Here is a 21,048-nt window from a genome sequence, read left to right on the forward strand (position 1 = left end):
TTGTTATATGTCAAAAATTCATGCTGCCGTAACGGCTGTACACGGGTACGTACCTGATTATATCCTTACCAACCAGGAACTCGAAACCATGGTTGACACGAACGACGAGTGGATTACCACCCGCACGGGGATAAAGGAACGGCGTATCCTGAAAGGTGAAGGCAAGGCGACCTCAGACATGGCCGTACCTGCGGTAAACGGCTTGTTGGAAAAGCGGGGCATCGGTGCTGACGAGATCGACCTGATTATCTTCTGTACGGTAACGCCCGATATGCCTTTCCCTGCCACGGCCAACATCCTGGCTGATAAAGTAGGTGCGGTGAACGCCTGGGGCTTTGATTTGCAAGCGGCCTGCTCGGGCTTTATCTACGGACTCACCACCGGCGCGCAGTTTATCGAGGCCGGTACGCACAAAAAAGTATTGGTGGTAGGTGGCGACAAAATGTCGTCGATCATCAACTATAAAGACCGTACCACCTGTATCATCTTCGGCGATGGCTGTGGTGCTGTACTGCTCGAGCCGAACGAAGAAGGCATGGGTGTGATCGACTCCATTCTCAAAGTCGATGGTTCGGGTTGCCCATACCTCAACATCAAGGCGGGTGGCTCACTCCTCCCCGCCTCACACGCCACGGTTGATGCCGACCTGCACTTTGCGTACCAAGAGGGCCGCACGGTCTTCAAGTTTGCGGTGACCAACATGGCCGATGTAGCTGCCGAAATCATGAACCGCAACAACCTCACGGCCGACGACGTGGCTTGGCTGGTTCCGCATCAAGCGAATAAGCGCATCATCGATGCCACGGCAGACCGCATGGGGCTGAGCGAGGAGAAGGTGATGGTCAACATCCAACGTTATGGAAATACCACCGCCGGCACCATCCCACTCTGCCTTTGGGAATGGGAAAGCCAGCTGAAAAAAGGCGATAACCTCATCCTTGCCGCCTTTGGTGGTGGATTTACATGGGGTTCCGTGTACCTGAAATGGGCATACGGCGATTAACGCGCAATAAATACCGATTTTATTTGTTATATAATAGATTAGCTAATTTTTTTGATTCTTTATTATCAAAACCTACTAAACAATGAGCATGGATATCAAACAGATTCAAGACCTGATTAAGTTTGTCGCTAAATCGGGGGTGAATGAAGTGGCTATTGAAGAGGAGGATTTCAAAATCACCATAAAGACGAACCAAGCCCCTACTTACGTTACGGCAACCGTACCGACGGCTGCACCCGCACCGCTACCGGCGGCAGCACCTGCAGCTCCGGCACCAGAAGCGCCGAAGCCAGCGGCGACCAAAGCAGATGACACGTCGAACTACCTCACCATCAAGTCGCCCATGATCGGCACGTTTTACCGGTCGTCATCGCCAGACAAACCGGTGTTTGTAAATGTTGGTGATGATGTCAATGCGGGCAAAGTGGTCTGCATCATCGAGGCCATGAAACTTTTCAATGAGATTGAATCGGAGATCTCGGGCAAAATCGTTAAGATCTTGGTTGAAGACGCACAGCCTGTAGAGTACGACCAACCGTTATTTTTGGTTGAGCCAAAATAATACGGTCGCGCAGGTATGCACCGTAGACGAACACATACTACCGAAGATAGCTAGACATTCATGTTCAAAAAAATACTAATAGCAAACCGGGGTGAGATTGCGTTACGCATTATCCGCACCTGCCGTGAAATGGGCATCAAAAGCGTAGCGGTGTATTCCACTGCCGATCGCGACAGCCTGCATGTACGTTTTGCCGACGAGGCCGTGTGCATAGGCCCCCCGCCAAGCAAAGACTCATACCTCAATATACCCAACATCATTTCCGCTGCGGAACTTACTAACGCCGATGCGATACACCCCGGCTACGGTTTTCTCTCCGAAAACGCCCGATTTTCATCCATCTGCAATCAATATGGCATCAAATTTATCGGTGCCACGGCCGAGCAGATCGAGCAGATGGGCGACAAGGCATCGGCCAAGGAGACCATGAAGCGTGCGGGTGTACCTACTATTCCCGGATCGGACGGGTTGGTAAGCGATGTGAAAGAAGGGATCACGATAGCCAATGAAATCGGCTACCCCGTTATCCTCAAGGCCACCGCCGGCGGCGGCGGGCGTGGAATGCGTATCGTGTGGAAAGATGAAGAGTTTGAACCGGCGTGGGATTCGGCACGCCAGGAGGCCGGAGCTGCCTTCGGCAACGACGGTATCTACCTCGAGAAATTCGTGGAAGATCCGCGGCACATCGAAATCCAAGTGGTGGGCGACCAATTCGGCACCGTATGCCACCTCTCCGAACGCGATTGCTCCATCCAACGGCGTCACCAAAAGCTCATCGAGGAGGCTCCCTCTCCGTTTATCACACCCGAGCTACGCCGTGCCATGGGCGACGCAGCCATCAAGGGCGCCAAGGCCGTTAACTACGAAGGTGCAGGTACCATTGAGTTTCTGGTAGACAAACACCGCAGCTTCTATTTCATGGAAATGAATACCCGTATCCAGGTGGAACACCCCGTTACGGAAGAGGTCATCAATTTCGACCTCATCAAAGAGCAGATCAAGGTGGCAGCGGGCATCCCGATTTCGGGCACCAGCTACGAGCCCACCATGCATGCCATCGAGTGTCGTATCAATGCCGAAGACCCGTTCCATGGCTTCAGACCCTCGCCCGGCAAAATCACCAACTTTCACTCGCCCGGCGGTCACGGCGTACGGGTAGATACCCACGCCTATTCGGGCTACGTTATCCCGCCCAATTACGACTCCATGATTGCCAAGCTCATTTGCGTGGCCCAGACCCGCGATGAGGCGATCTCTACCATGGAGCGCGCATTAAGCGAGTTTATTATCGAGGGCGTCAAAACCACCATTCCATTGCACTTGCGGTTAATGCGCGACCCGAATTTCAGGGCCGGCAACTTTACCACCAAGTTTATGGAGACGTTTGATTTGAGTGAATAAATAAATGTAACAACATCCCTTCAAAAATACCATTCTTATCAAATAGAATGGTATTTTTGCTTTTCACAACATCATGAGCAAAATATCTGGCAAAAAATTCGTAGAGACCCTCAAACAAAAAGGCAAAAGCCTTGAGGCCGAGATGTCATTCTTTGACCACTTGGAAGTATTACGCTGGCACCTGATCCGATCGGCCATTGCCATCATGGTCTTCGTGATCGTCGCATTTTCGTTTTACGATTTCATTTTTGACGACATCATCATGGGACCAAAGAACGCTGATTTCTGGACCTATCGCGTGATGTGCCGGATTGCGGAATGGCTCAACATTCCCAATTTCTGTGTTACCGAAGTACCGGGAACCATTATTAACACCCAGATGGCGGGGCAGTTCCTCCTCCAGATCAATTCGTCGCTAATCATTGCGGTGATGCTGGGCTTTCCCTACCTCCTATATGAAGTATGGCTCTTCATCAAGCCCGCATTGACCGAGATTGAACGGAAATCCGCCAGCGGGTTCGTGTTTTACGCCAGCATGCTATTCCTTCTCGGAATTTTATTTGGCTACTACGTGGTGGTGCCACTGTCGATAAACTTTTTAGCTAATTTTTCCATCAGTAACGATATCGACAATACCATCACCGTGCAGAACTACTTGTCGTTCGTGGCCACGCTCACGCTGGGATGCGGTATCATCTTCGAGTTACCAATTGTCATCTACATCCTTTCAAAAATGGGTATTATGACTCCGCAGTTCATGCGGAAGTCGCGCCAGTACGCCGTTGTCATCATCCTGATCATTGCTGCGATCATTACGCCTTCTGCCGATGTCGTTACCATGCTCACCGTTAGTTTCCCTATGTTCTTACTCTACGAGTTGAGTATTGTGGTTGCTTCGCGGGTGCACAAGAAACGGATGGCTGCCGATGCCGAGTTCTACAATAAAGAGGAAAAACAAGAAGAGGAAAACCAATCGGATTGATCATGAATAAACCACATACCATCGCCATCGGCGGCGACCATGCCGGTTTTACCTATAAAGCCGAGTTGCTGGATTTCCTGACGCGCGCAGGCTACACCGTCAACGATTTTGGCACCCATACGGCCGATTCGGTGGATTATCCCGATTTCGCACATCCCGTGGCGACAGCGGTAGAAAGCGGTGAATTTGACCGCGGTATATTGATATGCGGCAGCGCCAACGGAGTAGCCATTACGGCCAACAAACACCAAGGTATCCGCGCTGCCATCTGCTGGCAGGAAGAATTGGCTACCCTCGCGCGGCAACACAACGATGCCAACATCGTTTGTATCCCCGCCCGTTTTATCGAAGTGGAGCTGGCAAAGGCTATCATCGACAAGTTCCTTACCACCGATTTTGAAGGCGGCAGGCATGCCAACCGCGTCAGTAAAATGAGTTGTTCGTGACCGTGCTCGGTAGCCCGGAGAAAGTGGTCTAGTGTCTATTGTCTAGCGTCTAATGTCTCAAAATAAAAGCACCATGAAGCAATTGTTATCGTTATTCCTTATCCCGGCCCTTTGCGGATGCATTATGGCCCAAGATCCGGTACAACTGAAATATGCTGCCGAGATCAGCCCTGAAACCGCCAGGGCCCACCTCTCCGTCCTGGCTTCGGCCGAATTCGAGGGCCGCGGAACCGGTGAGCCCGGGGGTGAAAAGGCCGCCGAATATATCGCCAACGAGTTTAAACGTTTGGGATTGACCGGCCCCGTAGACGGGTCGTACTTCCAGCCTGTCAAATTAATACGTACGCAATTCGACGTCAGCGAATTTACCATCAATGGGAAATCATTTACTAACGGGACGGACTTCTATTTCGTGGGCGGTGGCCCTGAGACCACCGTTGATGCTAAAGAAATCATCTTCATTGGCTATGGCATCAGCGAAGCAACGTATGATGATCTGGAAGAAATCGACATCAGTGGTAAAGTCGTATTGGTAATCAGCGATGGTGAGCCCAAAGATGCGCAGGGAAATTCACTGATTACGGGTACCGACACCCCTTCGGAATGGGTAACCTCGCGCACCAAGCGCCTGCAAAACCTCACGTCGAGAAACCCAAAACTCATCATCGCAGTTTCCAGCTCGGTGTCGGAAACCCTCGAACGTGTTGGAAGCCGCCTCACCCAGCCACGTATTGCGTTGGATGAAGGTGCCAACAACGTCCCTGATGCCGGCCGTACGCCGGTGGCCAACATCACCCCCGAAATGGCCGACCTGCTGCTCGTCCGTGCCGAAACCTCCATCGATAAATTGACCAAACGTATCGATGACACCCGGAAACCCCACAGCAAAACCTTTAAAACCCGACTGAAGACGACCTTCGGTTCGGTTACCGAACCGTTTACATCCGATAACGTATTGGGTTACCTCGAGGGTACCGACCTCAAGGATGAAGTGCTGGTGCTTACCGCACATTACGACCACGAAGGCAACCAGAACGGCACGATCTACTTCGGCGCGGACGACAACGGATCGGGCACTACCGGTATACTGGAACTCGCCCGCGCTTTTTCGAAAGCAAAGGCCGAAGGTCACGGCCCTCGGCGCAGCATCCTTTTCATGACCGTCACCGCCGAAGAAAAAGGACTACTGGGCTCCAACTACTACTCGCGGCATCCGGTATTCCCCTTGGAAAATACCGTTGTGAACCTCAATACCGATATGATTGGCCGGGTGGACGATAAGCACCTCCGCGGCAACCACAACTATGTGCACGTCATCGGGTCGGACAAACTGAGCTCCGAATTGAAAGTGATCAACGAAAATGCCAACGCCGAGTATACCCACATGGAGCTGGATTATATGTACGACGATCCGAAAGACCCCATGCGCATCTACTACCGTTCGGACCAATATAACTTTGCGAAACATGGCATTCCGGTGATTTTCTACTTCAGTGGCCTGCACCCCGATTACCACACGCCTGCAGATACCGTAGATAAGATTAACTTCGAGATGCTCGCCAAGCGCGTCCGGCTGGTTTTCCATACCGCATGGGAAATCGCCAACCGCGACAAGCGGCTCGTCGTGGATTCCAACAAAGAATAACTTAAAAAAACGCATATGTTACCCCGTATCAATTTTACAGCAACACAAGCTTACAAGTACCTCAGCAACCACTATATCGACATCGCGCCGAAGCACCTCTCGGAGCTGTTCGCTGCCGACAACGATCGGTTTGCCAAGTTTTCGATCGCGTTTGGCGACATCCTGTTCGACTACTCAAAAAACCGTATCGACGACACGACCAAAGCGCTGCTCCTCCAGTTGGCCCGTGAATGCCACCTCGAAGAGGCCATTAAGGCGATGTTCAGCGGTGATGCCATTAATGAGACCGAAGGCCGTGCTGTGTTGCACACCGCACTACGCCACCAGGGCGACAGCCCGGTGTTGGTAGAAGGCCGGGACGTGGTGCCCGATGTGGAAGCTGTACTCACGAAGATGCGTGGGTTTTCCGAGCGGATTATCAATGGCGATTGGAAAGGGCATACCGGCAAACCCATCACCGACGTGGTTAATATCGGCATCGGCGGCTCCGACCTTGGTCCGGTAATGGTAACCGAAGCACTGAAGCCTTACAAAAACCACCTGAATATCCATTTTGTCTCCAACGTAGATGGCACTCATATCGCCGAGACGCTTAAAAAAATAGACCCTGCAACTACCCTGTTCCTCATTGCTTCCAAAACGTTCACCACGCAAGAGACCATGGCCAATGCGCATTCTGCACGGCAGTGGCTGCTCGACAGCGGTGCCGCCCCAGAAGCCGTAGCCAAGCATTTCGTAGCCCTCTCTACCAATGCCAAAGCGGTAGCCGAATTCGGTATCGATACGCAGAACATGTTCGAATTCTGGGATTGGGTAGGGGGCAGGTATTCATTATGGAGCGCTATCGGCCTCTCCATCGTACTCAGCATCGGTTACGGCAACTTCGAGCAGTTGCTCCAAGGGGCGGATGCGAGCGACACCCATTTCCGCGAGGCGCCGTTTGAGGAAAACATTCCGGTTATCATGGCGCTGCTTGGCGTATGGTATAACAACTTCTTCGACGCCGAAACACAAGCCATCCTCCCCTACGACCAGTACTTACATCGATTTGCCGCTTATTTCCAACAGGGCGACATGGAAAGCAACGGCAAGTACGTGGACCGCGAGGGTCATCCGGTGGATTACCAGACCGGGCCTATCATCTGGGGCGAGCCGGGCACCAATGGCCAGCATGCTTTTTACCAGCTTATCCATCAAGGCACCAAGTTGATTCCTTGCGATTTCATCGCACCCGCGCAAAGCCACAATCCCATTGGTGAGCACCACACGCTGCTGCTGTCCAATTTCTTTGCGCAAACCGAAGCGCTGATGAATGGCAAGGACGAAGCAGCGGTCGTCGCCGAATTAAAAGCATCGGGCAAGTCGGACGAGGAAATCGCCCGCTTGAAAACCTTCAAGGTGTTTGAAGGTAACCGGCCCAGCAACTCGTTTCTTCTTAAGAAGATTACTCCTTTTACGCTCGGGTCGTTGATCGCCCTCTATGAGCACAAGATTTTCGTACAGGGCATCATCTGGAATATCTTCAGTTTCGACCAGTGGGGCGTGGAGCTCGGCAAGCAACTGGCCGGAAAGATATTACCCGAGCTGCGGAACGATGAACCGGTATCCACGCACGACACTTCGACCAACGGATTGATTAACCGTTATAAAGCGTGGCGCTAATCCGTCAGCCGGTTTTTTTCGATAAACGGGATTTCCTGCACGGAATTTGTCGCTTAGTTACTATGAGCGTACAACATCATTGGGGATTATTGGCGACAATCTTCAGCGCGGCGGCGTTGTTGGCTGGCAGCTCCTGCCAGGGCCCCACCTCTTCGGAAAAAGCGAACACTATACAAGGCGACACCATACCACAGGGCGCAACCGTTCAGGAGTCAACAACTTCGTGTTACCTCCATACGCACGAACGGGATTCGGTACGGCTAAGCATCAACCTGGTGAGCGATAGTGTGTCGGGCACCTTACACTTTAAAAACTACCAAATAGATGGCAGCCAAGGCACGGTAACAGGTCGCTTTCACGGCGATACGCTCTTGGTTGTTTATGATTTCCACGCCGAGGGAAGCCACAACCGCACGGAGGAAGCATTTCTCAAGCAGGGAGTCGATTTGATCCGGGGCTTTGGCGACCGGGAACCCGACGGAAACACGTACCGGTTTACGGATCGGGGCGCTATCGATTTCGAAGCGGGCCAAATCTTTCAACCGGTATCGTGTGATTAGTTGGCAAGTACGCGTGGTAGGCGGCTAAGCTTACGCCAGTGCCGCCAACGCTTCGTCGTAGTTGGGTTCGTTGGTAACTTCGGCCACCTGCTCAGTATATTTCACCGTGCCGTCTTCACCGATGACCACCACGGCGCGGCTCAAAAGACCTTCCAATGGGCCATCGGCTAGCTTCAATTGATAGGCATCCGAAAAACTGCTGTCCTTGAATTCCGACAAGGTTTCCACATTGCTGATGCCTTCTGCCGCACAGAACCTGCCTTGTGCGAAGGGTAAGTCCTTTGAGATACACAGCACCACCGTATTATCCAGTCCGGCAGCCTTTTGGTTAAATGTCCTTACGGACGCAGCGCATGTGCCTGTATCAATGCTCGGGAAAACGTTGAGGATAACTTTTTTGCCTTGGTAATCGCCAAGGGACTTCGTGGAAAGGTCGCCAGCTATCAATTTAAAATCCGGGGCTTTGCTTCCGACTGCCGGAAGCGATCCGGCGGTATGCACTTCTGTACCTTTGAATGTTATTGTTGCCATATTTTTTTGATTTTCCGTAAGTATAGCAAATTCCAGCCGTGTTTAAAAGCCAAAGTCCAATTGATGACAGGTGGATGATAGGGTACAATCAATCGCCGTAGATATAAATTTCAGCTATGCTGGTAAAAGGATCCCGATTACTGTCGGGCAAGACCAATTTTAGGTAACGGCCAGATAATACCGTAATGACGGTTCAACAGACATTGCGCGGACACTTATTTTTCAAGTCTAGGCAAAAACCTTAAGGAAATCAGCCGCATTTAGAATCGGGATATTTTCAAAGGGATTCAATATCAGCAAATCCTTGTCCCCTGTGATAATACACGAAGCAGCGACAGAAACCGCTAATTCCAAGTACTGGTTATCCTTTGGGTCTCGGCATTCTTTTATGGTTAGATTAGGCTTAGGCAACTCAATAAGTTGGGTTTCAAGGAAACTCAGGATAGAAATACGTTCATTCAAGGACGCATATCTATCGAATTTTTCACGGAGGAATACATCGCTCAATTCCCGTTTGATATCATAAGTGCAAACAGCTTTTCCAATTATCAATGCCTCACGGAAAGCGCGGTTGTTCGTGTGGCTGCCAATCAAAAATGCACTAACAAGCGTATTAACATCAAATAGAAATATGTTATTCTTCATCTAGGAGCTTTTCCAGCTTTTCTTGGGTAAGCCCTTTCTTACCTGCTTTCTCCTGCACCTTATCAAGCAAGGCAAAGAAATGATCACGTTCCACAACTGCTATTTCCTCGGCAATACGTTTCTCCAATTCTCTTTCAAGCGTTTGCCTAACGGTAGCAGGAGCCTTTCGCCAAGATTTGGCCAACTCACTGTTTACCTCCAATACAATCCTATCCATAACATTCTCCTTTCTCTTGTAAAACACAAATTTACAAAATTTCCTTGACCTATTTAGCTATCCTTCAGCACTCGCTTTTCAGCGAATCCAGTTTTACCGCTTTTCCAACAAGAATTATCAACCGATGGGCAGGGCCATGCTGCATTAACCGAAAGTTGATTTTAGTTTCAGGGTCGTTTTGGAGGCTTTTGCCGCGTAGAATTTCAAGCGCTTGTATGCGGTAACGATGACGAATTCGCAGAGCGTATCTATAAGTACAACTACCGCATTCCATCGCAAAAGCATTGCTCCGGCATGACTACCATCACGACCGCATTATCAGGTTTTTAGTATTTCTGAAAAATTTCCTATATATCAAAAATTCCGAAATAAACCGTATATTTGATGAACACGTAGTACTTGAAGAAATCTGCAGAACGACGATGATCGGGTGGGTATTATTTACATTAGTCGCCATCTGCATGGCTGCCATCACCCGGGGGGCCTTCCATATCCAAGCGAACTTTTTCCTTAAAGCCACGCATGAAGGCGACGCCCGAGACCAACAGATTGCCCTCACTTTCGACGATGGGCCACATCCAGTCTATACGCCGCAGGTGTTGGAGTTGCTGCGCCAGCACCACGCTAAAGCAACTTTTTTCTGTACCGGAAAAAACGTGGGACAGCACCCCGATGTCGTGAAGCAAATCCATGATGCGGGCCACACCGTGGGCAACCACTCCTATTCCCACGCACAAACGATCGATTTCCATGGAAAAAACAGCTGGCTCAACGAACTCCGGCAAACCGACGCGGTTATCGAGCAGGCCATCGGCCGCAGGCCGCGGTTCTTCCGGCCACCTTACGGCGTAACCACACCACACCTTGCCAATGCCATCCGCACGAGCGGTCATCGCACCATCGGATGGCGCGTGCGCCCTTATGACACGCTGGAACACCGCTCACCGGCACAAATCGTCCACACGGTAATCAAAAAAGTGAAGCCCGGAGCCATCATCCTGCTGCACGATACGCACGACCGGATTGTACCCGTTTTGGAACAGTTGTTGCCCAAGCTCTGCCAGCGCGGTTACACGTTGGTTACCGTGGCTCAATTAATCGATCAGGATGCATATACGGAAACATGATATACTTGCGCTGGCCTTGCTGCTGTGTTGTACCACCGGGTTTGCCCAGCATAAGGCACTCAACACCGAGGAATCAGCGGCACTGAAGGCCAAAATCACCGCCAGCACGCAAAACCTGCAATCGCTGCAAAGTGACTTTACCCAAACCAAACAACTCAGCTACATGGACAACGCCATCCGCTCCACAGGTAAGCTCTATTTCAAAGCTCCGGGCAAAATACGGTGGGAATACGTGTCGCCTACCAATTATGTGGTCATCTTCGACGGCCAGACCATGCATACGGTTGAGGGCGGTCGCACCAAAACAACGAACCTAACCGCCAACCGGCGGATGAAAAGGCTGAACGACCTTCTGGCGGGCTCGGTACAAAACGGCAACATGCTCGACGAAAGCCGTTTCGACATCACCTATTATCGTGATAAGGCCGACTACGTAGCCGTACTGGTACCGAAAGACAAAGGCCTTAGCAGGTTCATCCGGCAAGTAGCGCTGACCTTCGACGGCACCAGCCTACTGCTTACCCGGGTTACGCTCACCGACCCGGCGGGAGACACCACGCAACTGGCCTTTGCCAATCAGCGGAAAAATGCTACCATACCCGGCACCGTGTTCGAGCCATAACAATCCGCCGACTATTCCAACCCCAGTAGTCGCCGGTTACTGGCTTCGTCGGCATCGCCACCGGCAAAGTCATCGAACGTCTTCTCCGTAACGCGGATGATGTTATCGTTAATGAATACCGCACCTTCTCGGGCCCCGTCTTCGGGATGTTTCAGCGCACATTCCCACTCCATCACTGCCCAGCCCTTGAAGTCGTAGGCCGTCAACTTGCTGAATATGGCCTTGAAATCCACTTGGCCATCGCCCAACGAACGGAACCTTCCGGCACGTTCCACCCAACCGGAATAACCGCCGTACACCCCCTGTTTGCCTGTAGGGTTAAACTCGGCATCCTTCACATGGAACATTTTGATACGCTCGTGGTAATGGTCGATATACGCTTTGTAATCCAAACATTGCAGCACGAAATGCGAGGGGTCATACAGTAAGCAAGCCCGGGGGTGGTTGTCTACCTTTTCGAGGAAGCGCTCATAGCTCACGCCGTCGTGCAGGTCTTCACCGGGATGGATTTCGTAGCATACATCCACGCCTTGCTCGTCAAACGCATCCAATATCGGCCGCCACCGCTTCGCCAATTCGGTAAAGCCGGTATCGACCAGCCCTTGTGGCCGCTGCGGCCAAGGATATACGGTTTGCCAGAGCAATGCGCCGCTGAACGTGCCGTGTGCGTTCAGCCCGAGGTTGGCCGACGCCTTGGCCGCATATTTCAGTTGCTGCACCGCCCATTCCTGCCTCGCCTTGGGGTTGTTGTGGTATTGTTCGGGGGCGAAGCCATCGAACTGCTGATCGTAAGCCGGATGCACCGCCACCAGTTGCCCCTGCAGGTGTGTTGATAGCTCGGTAATCTCGAGGCCGATTTCATTGACCAGCCCCTTAATCTCATCGGCGTAAGTTTTACTCTCCGCGGCCTTTTGCAGGTCGAAGTAGTCGGTAGCCCATGTAGGTATCTGCACACCTTCAAAACCTAAGTCCTTCGCCCACCGGCAAATGGATTCGAGGGAATTGAATGGAGGTTGATCGCCCAAAAACTGGGCAAGGAAAATACCTGGACCTTTAATTGTTTGCATAATTACTGTGAGTTAAAAAAATAATCGATTCATTTCTATCCGGCACTACACCGTAAAGGGTGTCCATTTTTCGGCACTGTCGTTGCTGCGCAGCACATTATCGAGGAAAGCCATGCCGCGTACGCCGTCGGCAACGGAAGGGAAGTCGGCCCCTTCATGTTGCACGCCGCTACGTTGCGCGCGCCATGCATCGGCAAAACTGCGGTATAGGTTGGCAAACGCCTCGAGGTAACCCTCCGGATGCCCCACCGGCGTACGGCAAAAGGCGCGGGCTTCCGGCGAAATAGCGGCATTGCCCCCTGCCCGGTATATTTGAGCAGGCTCATCCAGCCACTTCACCGTTAGCGTATTGGGCTCCTGCTGGTTCCATTCCAGTCCGCCATTCTCGCCATAGATGCGCACTTTCAATGCGTTCTCCTCTCCTGCCGCCACTTGCGAGGCCATCAGTACGCCGCTGGCACCGTTGTCAAACTGCAAGAGGATGTTGCCGTCGTCTTCCAGCCGGCGCCCTTCCACAAATGTGTACAACGAGGCGCACAGCTGCGTGGTGCGCAAGCCAGAGATAAATTCGGCGAGGTGCAGTGCGTGGGTACCGATATCGCCCATGCAACCACTTTTGCCCGACTTGCTCGGGTCGGTACGCCACGCGGCTTGCTTGTCGCCCGCCTGCTCCGAAGGCCTGCTGAGCCACCCCTGCGGATACTCCACATTGACCTTGCGGAGCTTGCCGAGCACGCCATCCCGTACCAGCTTCCGGGCTTGCCGGACCATGGGATAGCCCACATAAGTATGGGTGAGCAGAAATAACAGCCCCGTTTCTTCGACTTTCTGTTGCAACTGTTTAGCCTCCTGCAGGTCGAGCGTCATGGGCTTATCCAGCACCACGTGGAACCCGTTTTCCAACGCGCGCATAGCGGGGTCGAAATGGACGTGGTTTGGCGTAACGATGCTGACAAAATCCATGCGTTCGCCCTCAGGGAGTTTGCGCTCGGCGGCAATCATCTCCTGATAGCTCCCATACACGCGATGGGCAGGAAGATAGAGCGACTCGCCGCTTTCCTTCGATCGCCCCGGATCGGAACTGAATGCACCGCACACCAATTCAATCTGACTGTCCATAGCAGCCGCGATGCGGTGGATTTCGCCGATGAAGGCCCCTTTTCCGCCTCCTACCATCCCCATCCTGAGTTTGCGATTGATTGGATTACTGACCATAGTGCTATTGATTTTGTAAGTGATACATTGCGTTCGTTGGTATTATCTCAGGGCAACCGCATTTAAAACTTGTCGTCATCGAAACTGTGTTGGGTCGCGCGAGATTGAAGCAATCTGCGATCAAAACAGATTGGTTTCCTTCGGAGCTGCTTCGCGGTCGCTCCTTTTCACTGGCAAACGCTCTTGCTCGCAAGGACGATTAATCGTTCATATTTTTAAATGCGGTCGCCCTGCATTACCCACAAAAATAACATTAATGAAAAGAATCGGGCATATTACGACAAAGATTTTGCCTCCCGTACCGCAGGGTATTCCAAATGTGTTAAAATTGGTTAAATTCACCGGGCATTGATTGCGAATGTGTACTTTAGCCACTTGTATAGTTAGGTCGCGCGCGTTGCATGGAAAAGCTAATGTTCAGGGTGTTTATATGGTCGGTTATGATCCTCACCTCGTTGCTTTCGGCCTGCGACCATGAAAAACCGAAGCCAGTGGCACGATCATTTGATCAATTTCTTTATCCTGACGACCTGAAGGGAGTTGTTCCCGCCGGGGTAACCGGCGATGATAGCACGCAATTGGTGCATGCTTATATCGAACAATGGCTACGCCAGCAAGCGCTGCTCTACCATGCCCAACGCAATGTCAATATGAATACGGAGCGTCTCAACAAACAGGTAGAAACGTATAAGAAAGGCCTCATCGTATATGAATATGAGCAAGCGTTGGTGAGCCAGAAACTGGACACGGTGGTTACCGATGATGAAATCAGTCAGTATTACGATGACCGGCCGGAGCTGTTTATCCTACAGCAGCCCATCTTCAAGCGTTCCTATATCCGGTTACGTACGGATGCGCCCGAACTGGAGCGCGTAAAGCGACTCTTGGTTTCACCAGACTTTGAAGCACAGGATTTACTGACCAAATACTGCACCATGTATGCAACGGATTACGCGCTGCTTGACACCTCATGGCACTACGCTGAAGATGTGGTGAAAGAGATACCGCTTGCACGGATTGATGAGGCAGATTATGGACAAACCGCGCGAATTTTTGAAATAATTGAAAATAATGAATTATATCTGATAATTTTGCACGATTCGAAATTGAGGGACGAACGCTCGCCACTGCCGTTGGCACAGGGGCAGATTCGCAATTTGATTTTGAACAAACGCAAAATTGATCTGATTGATCGCATGCAACGGAGCATCGTAGCTGATGCCCGCGAGAAGAACAACATTGAAATATACAATTAAATGAGTAGATACAACTGCATTTCCCTGGTTTTGGCATTAATAGGTACATCCCATTGGGCCACGGCCCAAGAACCCCAGGTCATTGACCGGGTGGCAGCAGTGGTTGGATCCAATATCATCCTGGAGTCGGAAATCGAAATGCAATATGCCCAACATTTAGCGCAGGGCAATAAAGCCAACGAAGACATCAAATGCTACATCCTACAACAGCAGCTTACCCAGAAGCTGCTGGCCCAACAGGCGGCTATCGACTCCATCGAGGTGAGTGAGGGCGAGGTGGACGACAACATCAATGCGCGCCTGCGGTACATGTCGAGCCAGGCCGGTGGACAGGAACGCCTCGAGCAGTTCCTCAATCGCTCACTGCTCCAATATAAGGAAGAAATGCGACCTAGCGTATACGAGCAGCTCAAGGCCAACAAAATGCAGCAAAACATCGTGGCAGGTATCGGCGTAACGCCGCTGGAAGTGCGGCGGTATTTTGAATCGCTAGCGACCGATAGCCTCCCGTACTTCAACACCGAAGTAGAGGTGGGCGAGTTGGTCGTGTTCCCGCAGCTCACGCGCGAGGAAAAGCAGCAGTTTCGCGATCGCGCCGAGGAGCTCCGCCAACAGGTGGTTGGTGGCGATGACTTTGCCACAATCGCGCGGCTATATTCGCAAGATAAGGGCTCAGCTCCGTACGGAGGGGATCTTGGCTTCAACACGCGCGACGGGTTTGTGAAAGAATTTTCTGCCGTTGCATTCCGGCTCAAACCCGGTGAGGTCTCACCGGTATTCGAATCGGAGTACGGCTTCCACTTCCTCGAGGTCTTGGAACGCCGGGGCGAAGAGGTGCATACACGGCATATCCTTATTCAAATAAAACCCACCACCGCGAGTTTGCAACGAGCCAAAACGCATATCGACAGCATTTACGAAAAGGTGGTAGACAACAAACTGGATTTCTATAGCGCTGCTACGGAGTATTCAGACAATAAGGAAACCAAATACAACGGCGGTATGTTGCTCAACATGGAAAACCAGAGCCGTACCACACTGATTCCGGCCGACAAGCTGGATGCTAACATCTTCACAGCCATCGACACGCTTCAGCCCGGTGAATATTCGAGGCCAGCGCAGTTTACCGACCGTACCGGAAAAACAGGATACCGGTTTACCTACCTGAAGTCGCGGACACCGCCCCACCAAGCCAGTCTCGACATGGACTTCGCTAAAATCAAGGAAGCTGCCCTGCAAGATAAGATTAATCGGGAGCTCAGTAAATGGTTCGAAAGCCGCCGCGAGGTGACGTTTATCGAAATCCATGAGGCCTACCACGATTGCGACGACTTGAAGATCTGGCTGAAAGATAGTGAAACGGCGGTGGCGAAGCTTTAGGTTCGTGATTGGTGAGCTTGTGAACAGGTGAGCAAGTGAGTAAGTGAGCCTGTTACGGCCCTCACAAGTTCACACGCTAACAAGTTCACAAAAAAGCAAGGACTTACGACTCAAATAACATTTCTATAATCACCCGCCATTGGAAATCGGGTTGCAGCTGCCATATCCGTACATAATTGCATTGCAGTGTTTCGGAGGAGCCTGTGGCTACGGAAGCTTCGCCATACGAATAAGCCAGTTCGCCGCTATACGACCGGCTAGCCACCAATGATTTCGCTTGCATCGCCAAATCCTGTTCTTTCACGAAATCAAGGATGGCCGACTTACCGATAATGGGGGTCTTCCATGGGAAATAGAGCCGCGCATCATCGGCCAGGAACTCACCATAGGCTATCCCCGCATCGGTTTTCAGTACCGTAGATAGCAATTGGTCATTGCTCATTACGATTTCTTTCCGCTGCTGTATGCGTACTTTCGTTTTGAACCGCCTATACTGCGCGGTATCAGGCTCCACATAATGAATGTCGGGTTCGTCATTACCGCCCTTATGTTCAATCTGGGCACGGAGGTCGATTTTCCAATTGCCTTTGCGGTCGCGCCGCCACACGGTAAGGTACTCGCCGTACCGTTTGATTGCTCCGACACGTTGAAACGAAAGCGTACCGGTCGTTACACCCCACTCCATGCTTTTAGCAATAGTGGCAAACGTAGGCCGCCACGTCATCACATCGGGTATGTTCGGCCGGTTCTCCAGGTATTCCAATGCATCCACCGGCGCGGGGGTAAAAAACGTAGAATTACGATCCACTACCGACATGAATGCCGCATGCGGCCCCTGTGTTTCGGAAAGCCGCGCCGCGGTACGGTCGGCCATCAACAAGCTTCCTACTTTCCCCAGTACCTGCGCCGTTGCCGAATGGGAGGCAATCACCAACAAAACAATAACGCCAACCCTATTCATCATATTCATTCGCTCAACCATTCAAATCTTATTCCAAAGTGTACCCTCTTTGCTGTCTTTGAGCTGGATACCAATGGTATTCAAACCTTCCCGTATCCGGTCGGATGTGGCATAATCTTTATGTTGTTTCGCATCATTGCGGAGGCCGATAACGACGTCCATCAGCTTCTCGAAATCATCAGATCCGGTATGGTCATCAACGAGGCCCAGCACGTCATGGACGAAACCCTGCATCAACATGTTGAGTGCCGTCAACGTCGGTTCATCAATGGCCAGTTTGCCATCGTACACACTATTAATGATGCGCACCGCTTCGAACAGTTCGGCAATCAGCACCGGACTATTAAAGTCGTCGTCCATTGCCGCATAACAACGTTGTTTCAACCCATCGATGTCTACCTCGGTCTTCTTTGCCGTCGCTTTCAACTTGGGCAGCAGCGCCATGGCATTCATCAGCCTTTTATAGCCTTTGTCAGCAGCATCCAGGGCCTCATTGGAGAAGTCGAGTGTACTCCGGTAATGGGCCTGTAGCATAAAAAAGCGGACGGCCATGGGCGAATAACCCCGTTTCAATAACGGGTGGCTACCGCTGAAAAGCTCGTGGGGCAGGAAACCGTTGCCGGCAGATTTAGACATCCGCGTACCGTTTACCGTCAGCATATTTGTGTGCATCCAGTAAGTAGCCGGCTGCGTATGATTGCAGGCCTGCGATTGGGCAATCTCGTTGGTGTGATGCGTGGCCGCTAGGTCCAGCCCCCCGCCATGGATATCGAACTGATCGCCCAAATATTTACTGCTCATGGCCGAACATTCGATGTGCCAGCCCGGAAAACCGACACCCCAAGGCGAGGGCCATCGCATGATGTGTTCGGGCTTGGCTTTGATCCAAAGGGCGAAATCAAGGCGACCGCGCTTCTCGTCCTGCCCATTGAGCTGACGGGTGTTGTTGAGCATGTCTTCCAACTTACGATTGGTCAGGATGGTGTAATCGTATGTTTTGACATACTTTTCGACATCGAAATATACCGTGCCGTTCTTTTCGTAAGCATAGCCTTGGTTGATGATTTCCTTCACCATCTCGATCTGTTCGGAGATATGGCCCGTGGCCGTAGGCTCGATGCTGGGAGGCAGTGTATTGAACAACCGTAGCACTTCATGAAAACCCAGTGTATATTTCTGCACGATTTCCATGGGCTCCAATTGTTCGAGCTTCGCCTTCTTGGCAAATTTGTCGTCGCCTTCGTCGTTATCCCCCTCCAGGTGGCCCGCATCGGTGATGTTGCGTACATATCGCACCTTGTAGCCCAGATGTTGAAGATAGCGGAATATGAGGTCGAACGATACGAATGTGCGGCAGTTGCCCAGGTGCACATCGCTATAAACCGTGGGGCCGCAGACGTACATGCCCACGAAAGGCGGGTTTAGCGGCTCAAATTTTTCCTTAGCTCGTGTTAGTGTATTATACAGCACCAGTTGGTTGTCCATGGCTGCGAAAATACAAATTAAGTAGCTTAGCTCCCTTACAATTTTCCGGAAACGAACGGTATTTTGACAATCGTGTCTTTAAACTCGCGGATACGGATACCTCCGGTGAATTCCCCTTTAAAATGATTATCAACTTCTCCGGAGATTTTATCAATGAGTTCATCGACGGTTTCGCCGAATACCACGAGGCCATGATTCCCTTCAAAAGCTGCCTTTACGCCATCTTCATGATCCAACACCACGAAAATCAATTCGTCGAATTTCAGTGACTCCATCGTTTCCATGTGTTTTATCATTTTAATAAGCTAACACCGTCACCTCCGTTCGCCGGTTGGCTTGGTGTTCCTCGCGGCTACACGGCACGCCATCTGCACAGCGGTTCACGAGCTTGGTTTCGCCGTACCCTTTGGCCACCATCCGGTCGCGCGCAATGCCGCGGCTCACCAAATAATCCACGGCCGATTGTGCCCGCCGTTGCGACAGCGCCTCGTTGTAAGCATTGCTACCGCGGCTATCCGTATGGCTCGACAGCTCGATCTTCAACGTCGGGTTATCGCGCATTGTACGAACCAACTCATCCAGTATCTCCGCAGCATCCGGACGGATGTTATGTTTGTCGAAATCGTAATAGATGTTTTCCAGTTCGAACGTCTGCCCTACTTTGAAAATCGGCTCCAGCAGGAGGGCTACTTCCAATGTATCGGATTTGGTGATGCCCATCGTACTCACCTTGGCGGAATCGGCATGGTAGCCTTGTTTTTGCCCGAGCACGGTATATGTTTGGTTCCTGTCGAGCACAAACATAAACGTTCCCTCCTCATCGCTGTTTTTCTTGGCAACGATTTCGCGTTGGCCGTCATACAGCGTTACGGCAGCTGCCGGCAAACGCTCGCCGGTGGATTTATTGGCGGTGGTCCCTTTTAAGATGATGATGATCTTGGGTTTCTCAAAACTGAACGAATAGATATCATCACCACCAACACCGCCTTTGCGGTTTGAGGACAGGAATCCACGGTATCTGTCTTCGTCTTCAACGGAGGTTAGGTATGCAAAATCGTCGCCCGCGCTATTAATGGGAAACTTCAGGTTCTGCGGGGCGGTCCAAGCAGATTGGCTACCCGTAGCACGGAAGATATCGAGGCCACCCATCCCGGCGAAGCCATCGCTGGAATAGTACAGTGTGCCATCGGCGGCGATATTGGGAAACAGCTCATCCCCTACGCTGTTGATGGTCGCGCCGGCATTCAACGGTTCACCCCAGCTGCCGTCGGCCTGGCGCTCGCAATACCAGATATCCGTACCGCCCTGTCCGCCCGGCATGTCGCTCACAAAATAGAGTGTCTGCCCGTCGGCAGTTACCGTAGCGTGACCAACGGAATATTCGCGCACGTTGTTATAAGCGAAAGGTTCTGCGGTCCAGCCGTCGGGCCCTTCGTTATACATGTACAGTTCCAGGGTGTTCGTGCGGTAGCGTTTGCCCTGCTCGCGCGACACGTCCCCCTCGCGGCCGCTATGGGTACGCGTCACAAACAGTTCGCCCGACGGCGCCCGTGACACCGGTCCGATGTGGTAGTCTGCATTGTTCAAGTCATCGCCCGCCAATGCAGGCCCATCCAGCTTTCCGTCTGCCGCATACGCCGCGGTATAAACGCGCAGAAAGGCATTCCCCGTCCACCCGTATTCCTTTGCGTTGCCTGCGGGTTCACCTGCGTAAAACACGCGGTTACCCTCCGGATAGGCGGAAAACTCCGAAAGGGAGGTGTTCACCGCCGCCTCATTGTACAGCTTATGGTCCGTTGGGTTAGCCATCCACACCAATGCCGAATCACAGCCGGCAATCTGGGTAGCAACAGCCCGGTTATCGCCGGTCTGAGCGGCATAAGCTTCCAGCTGTTGCTTCGCCTCGGCGTACTTTCCATTGGTTTTGAGCACCTCGCCATAGCGGATCAGGCCTTCGGGGGTACTTCCCTCTGTGGCGACCACCCGTGCATACCAGTTCTCCGCCGATTCGTAGTCGTTCATCTGCACGTAACTGTACGCCAACCGCTCTAGATCCTCCAGCCGCGGTTTGCGCGTATCGACAAGTTTGGTGTATATTTTTGCTGCGTTCGCATACTCATACTTCCGGTATGCCTCCTCCGCACGATCGCGCAGGCTGGGTTGTTCTTGTGAAACTGCGGCCCCGCTCATGCAAAGCAGCACTGCGAAAAAAAAGAATCGTTTCAGATGGTATCTCATGGCGACTGTCTAATGTCTAGTGTCTGTTGTCTATTGTCTGTTG

At 51.8% G+C, this 21,048-nt stretch carries 21 protein-coding genes; 12 read left to right on the forward strand and 9 right to left on the reverse strand.

Annotation, left to right across the window (positions count from 1 at the left end):
* Positions 1-7 precede the first annotated feature (7 nt).
* The 8 genes from U9S71_RS15950 (at position 8) to U9S71_RS15985 (ending at position 8,261) form a co-directional block, all read left to right on the forward strand.
* Positions 8-1,003, forward strand: a complete 996-nt coding sequence (locus tag U9S71_RS15950; protein ID WP_326328606.1) for a beta-ketoacyl-ACP synthase III — start codon at positions 8-10, stop codon at positions 1,001-1,003.
* Between the two features lie 82 nt (positions 1,004-1,085).
* Positions 1,086-1,565 (forward strand): acetyl-CoA carboxylase biotin carboxyl carrier protein, encoded by a 480-nt coding sequence (gene accB / locus U9S71_RS15955; RefSeq protein ID WP_326328607.1) that lies wholly within the window; start codon positions 1,086-1,088, stop codon positions 1,563-1,565.
* A 60-nt stretch (positions 1,566-1,625) separates the two neighbouring features.
* Positions 1,626-2,966: an acetyl-CoA carboxylase biotin carboxylase subunit gene (gene accC / locus U9S71_RS15960; RefSeq protein WP_326328608.1), complete on the forward strand. Its 1,341-nt coding sequence runs from the start codon at positions 1,626-1,628 to the stop codon at positions 2,964-2,966.
* Positions 2,967-3,039: 73 nt separating this feature from the next.
* The gene (gene tatC, locus U9S71_RS15965; protein ID WP_326328609.1) at positions 3,040-3,948 is read left to right on the forward strand and encodes a twin-arginine translocase subunit TatC; all 909 of its coding nucleotides are present in this window, start codon (positions 3,040-3,042) and stop codon (positions 3,946-3,948) included.
* Between the two features lie 2 nt (positions 3,949-3,950).
* A complete protein-coding gene (gene rpiB / locus U9S71_RS15970; protein WP_326328610.1) occupies positions 3,951-4,394 on the forward strand; it encodes a ribose 5-phosphate isomerase B in 444 nt (147 codons plus the stop codon).
* A gap of 73 nt (positions 4,395-4,467) precedes the next feature.
* A complete protein-coding gene (locus tag U9S71_RS15975; protein WP_326328611.1) occupies positions 4,468-6,039 on the forward strand; it encodes a M28 family peptidase in 1,572 nt (523 codons plus the stop codon).
* Between the two features lie 15 nt (positions 6,040-6,054).
* Positions 6,055-7,701 carry a glucose-6-phosphate isomerase gene (gene pgi, locus U9S71_RS15980; RefSeq protein ID WP_326328612.1) on the forward strand — a complete coding sequence of 549 codons (1,647 nt, stop codon included), beginning with the start codon at positions 6,055-6,057 and terminating at the stop codon, positions 7,699-7,701.
* Between the two features lie 62 nt (positions 7,702-7,763).
* Complete coding sequence (locus U9S71_RS15985; protein WP_326328613.1) at positions 7,764-8,261, forward strand: hypothetical protein; 498 nt, start codon at positions 7,764-7,766, stop codon at positions 8,259-8,261.
* A 30-nt stretch (positions 8,262-8,291) separates the two neighbouring features.
* Here the strand turns inward: U9S71_RS15985 and tpx are convergent, their stop codons facing one another.
* From tpx to U9S71_RS16000, 3 genes are all read right to left on the reverse strand, one after another.
* Positions 8,292-8,792 carry a thiol peroxidase gene (gene tpx / locus U9S71_RS15990; protein ID WP_326328614.1) on the reverse strand — a complete coding sequence of 167 codons (501 nt, stop codon included), beginning with the start codon at positions 8,790-8,792 and terminating at the stop codon, positions 8,292-8,294.
* A 228-nt stretch (positions 8,793-9,020) separates the two neighbouring features.
* On the reverse strand, positions 9,021-9,437 hold the full coding sequence (locus tag U9S71_RS15995) for a putative toxin-antitoxin system toxin component, PIN family (RefSeq protein ID WP_326328616.1): 417 nt from the start codon (positions 9,435-9,437) through the stop codon (positions 9,021-9,023).
* The gene (locus tag U9S71_RS16000; RefSeq protein WP_326328617.1) at positions 9,427-9,654 is read right to left on the reverse strand and encodes a hypothetical protein; all 228 of its coding nucleotides are present in this window, start codon (positions 9,652-9,654) and stop codon (positions 9,427-9,429) included. Before U9S71_RS16000 ends, U9S71_RS15995 begins: the two co-directional genes overlap by 11 nt.
* A gap of 461 nt (positions 9,655-10,115) precedes the next feature.
* Here U9S71_RS16000 and U9S71_RS16005 point away from each other — a divergent pair, with 461 nt between their 5' ends.
* Together U9S71_RS16005 and lolA2 are read left to right on the forward strand one after the other, a co-directional pair.
* Complete coding sequence (locus U9S71_RS16005) at positions 10,116-10,781, forward strand: polysaccharide deacetylase family protein (RefSeq protein ID WP_326328618.1); 666 nt, start codon at positions 10,116-10,118, stop codon at positions 10,779-10,781.
* Positions 10,762-11,403 (forward strand): flexirubin biosynthesis/transport protein LolA2, encoded by a 642-nt coding sequence (gene lolA2, locus U9S71_RS16010; RefSeq protein WP_326328619.1) that lies wholly within the window; start codon positions 10,762-10,764, stop codon positions 11,401-11,403. The genes U9S71_RS16005 and lolA2 overlap by 20 nt, the downstream gene beginning before the upstream one ends.
* 11 nt (positions 11,404-11,414) lie before the next feature.
* Here the strand turns inward: lolA2 and U9S71_RS16015 are convergent, their stop codons facing one another.
* Both U9S71_RS16015 and U9S71_RS16020 read right to left on the reverse strand, forming a co-directional pair.
* Positions 11,415-12,470 (reverse strand): sugar phosphate isomerase/epimerase family protein, encoded by a 1,056-nt coding sequence (locus U9S71_RS16015; RefSeq protein WP_326328620.1) that lies wholly within the window; start codon positions 12,468-12,470, stop codon positions 11,415-11,417.
* A gap of 45 nt (positions 12,471-12,515) precedes the next feature.
* Positions 12,516-13,685, reverse strand: a complete 1,170-nt coding sequence (locus U9S71_RS16020; protein WP_326328621.1) for a Gfo/Idh/MocA family protein — start codon at positions 13,683-13,685, stop codon at positions 12,516-12,518.
* Between the two features lie 401 nt (positions 13,686-14,086).
* On the opposite strand from U9S71_RS16020, the gene U9S71_RS16025 reads away from it, so the two are divergent.
* Together U9S71_RS16025 and U9S71_RS16030 are read left to right on the forward strand one after the other, a co-directional pair.
* Positions 14,087-14,941: a peptidylprolyl isomerase gene (locus U9S71_RS16025; RefSeq protein ID WP_326328622.1), complete on the forward strand. Its 855-nt coding sequence runs from the start codon at positions 14,087-14,089 to the stop codon at positions 14,939-14,941.
* On the forward strand, positions 14,942-16,321 hold the full coding sequence (locus U9S71_RS16030) for a peptidylprolyl isomerase (protein ID WP_326328623.1): 1,380 nt from the start codon (positions 14,942-14,944) through the stop codon (positions 16,319-16,321).
* Positions 16,322-16,424: 103 nt separating this feature from the next.
* Here U9S71_RS16030 and U9S71_RS16035 read toward each other — a convergent pair whose 3' ends face one another.
* Genes U9S71_RS16035 through U9S71_RS16050 form a run of 4 tightly spaced genes read right to left on the reverse strand, consistent with a single transcriptional unit; the run spans position 16,425 to position 21,005 of the window.
* Positions 16,425-17,285 (reverse strand): Cif family virulence factor, encoded by an 861-nt coding sequence (locus U9S71_RS16035; RefSeq protein ID WP_326328624.1) that lies wholly within the window; start codon positions 17,283-17,285, stop codon positions 16,425-16,427.
* A gap of 18 nt (positions 17,286-17,303) precedes the next feature.
* Positions 17,304-18,767: a cysteine--tRNA ligase gene (cysS, locus tag U9S71_RS16040; RefSeq protein WP_326328625.1), complete on the reverse strand. Its 1,464-nt coding sequence runs from the start codon at positions 18,765-18,767 to the stop codon at positions 17,304-17,306.
* Between the two features lie 35 nt (positions 18,768-18,802).
* Positions 18,803-19,042 (reverse strand): hypothetical protein, encoded by a 240-nt coding sequence (locus U9S71_RS16045; protein ID WP_326328626.1) that lies wholly within the window; start codon positions 19,040-19,042, stop codon positions 18,803-18,805.
* 22 nt (positions 19,043-19,064) lie between these two features.
* Positions 19,065-21,005: an OmpA family protein gene (locus U9S71_RS16050; protein ID WP_326328627.1), complete on the reverse strand. Its 1,941-nt coding sequence runs from the start codon at positions 21,003-21,005 to the stop codon at positions 19,065-19,067.
* Positions 21,006-21,048: the final 43 nt, after the last annotated feature.

It is taken from the genome of Parapedobacter flavus (genome assembly GCF_035818675.1).
In the GTDB taxonomy this organism is placed as follows: Bacteria; Bacteroidota; Bacteroidia; order Sphingobacteriales; family Sphingobacteriaceae; genus Parapedobacter; species Parapedobacter flavus.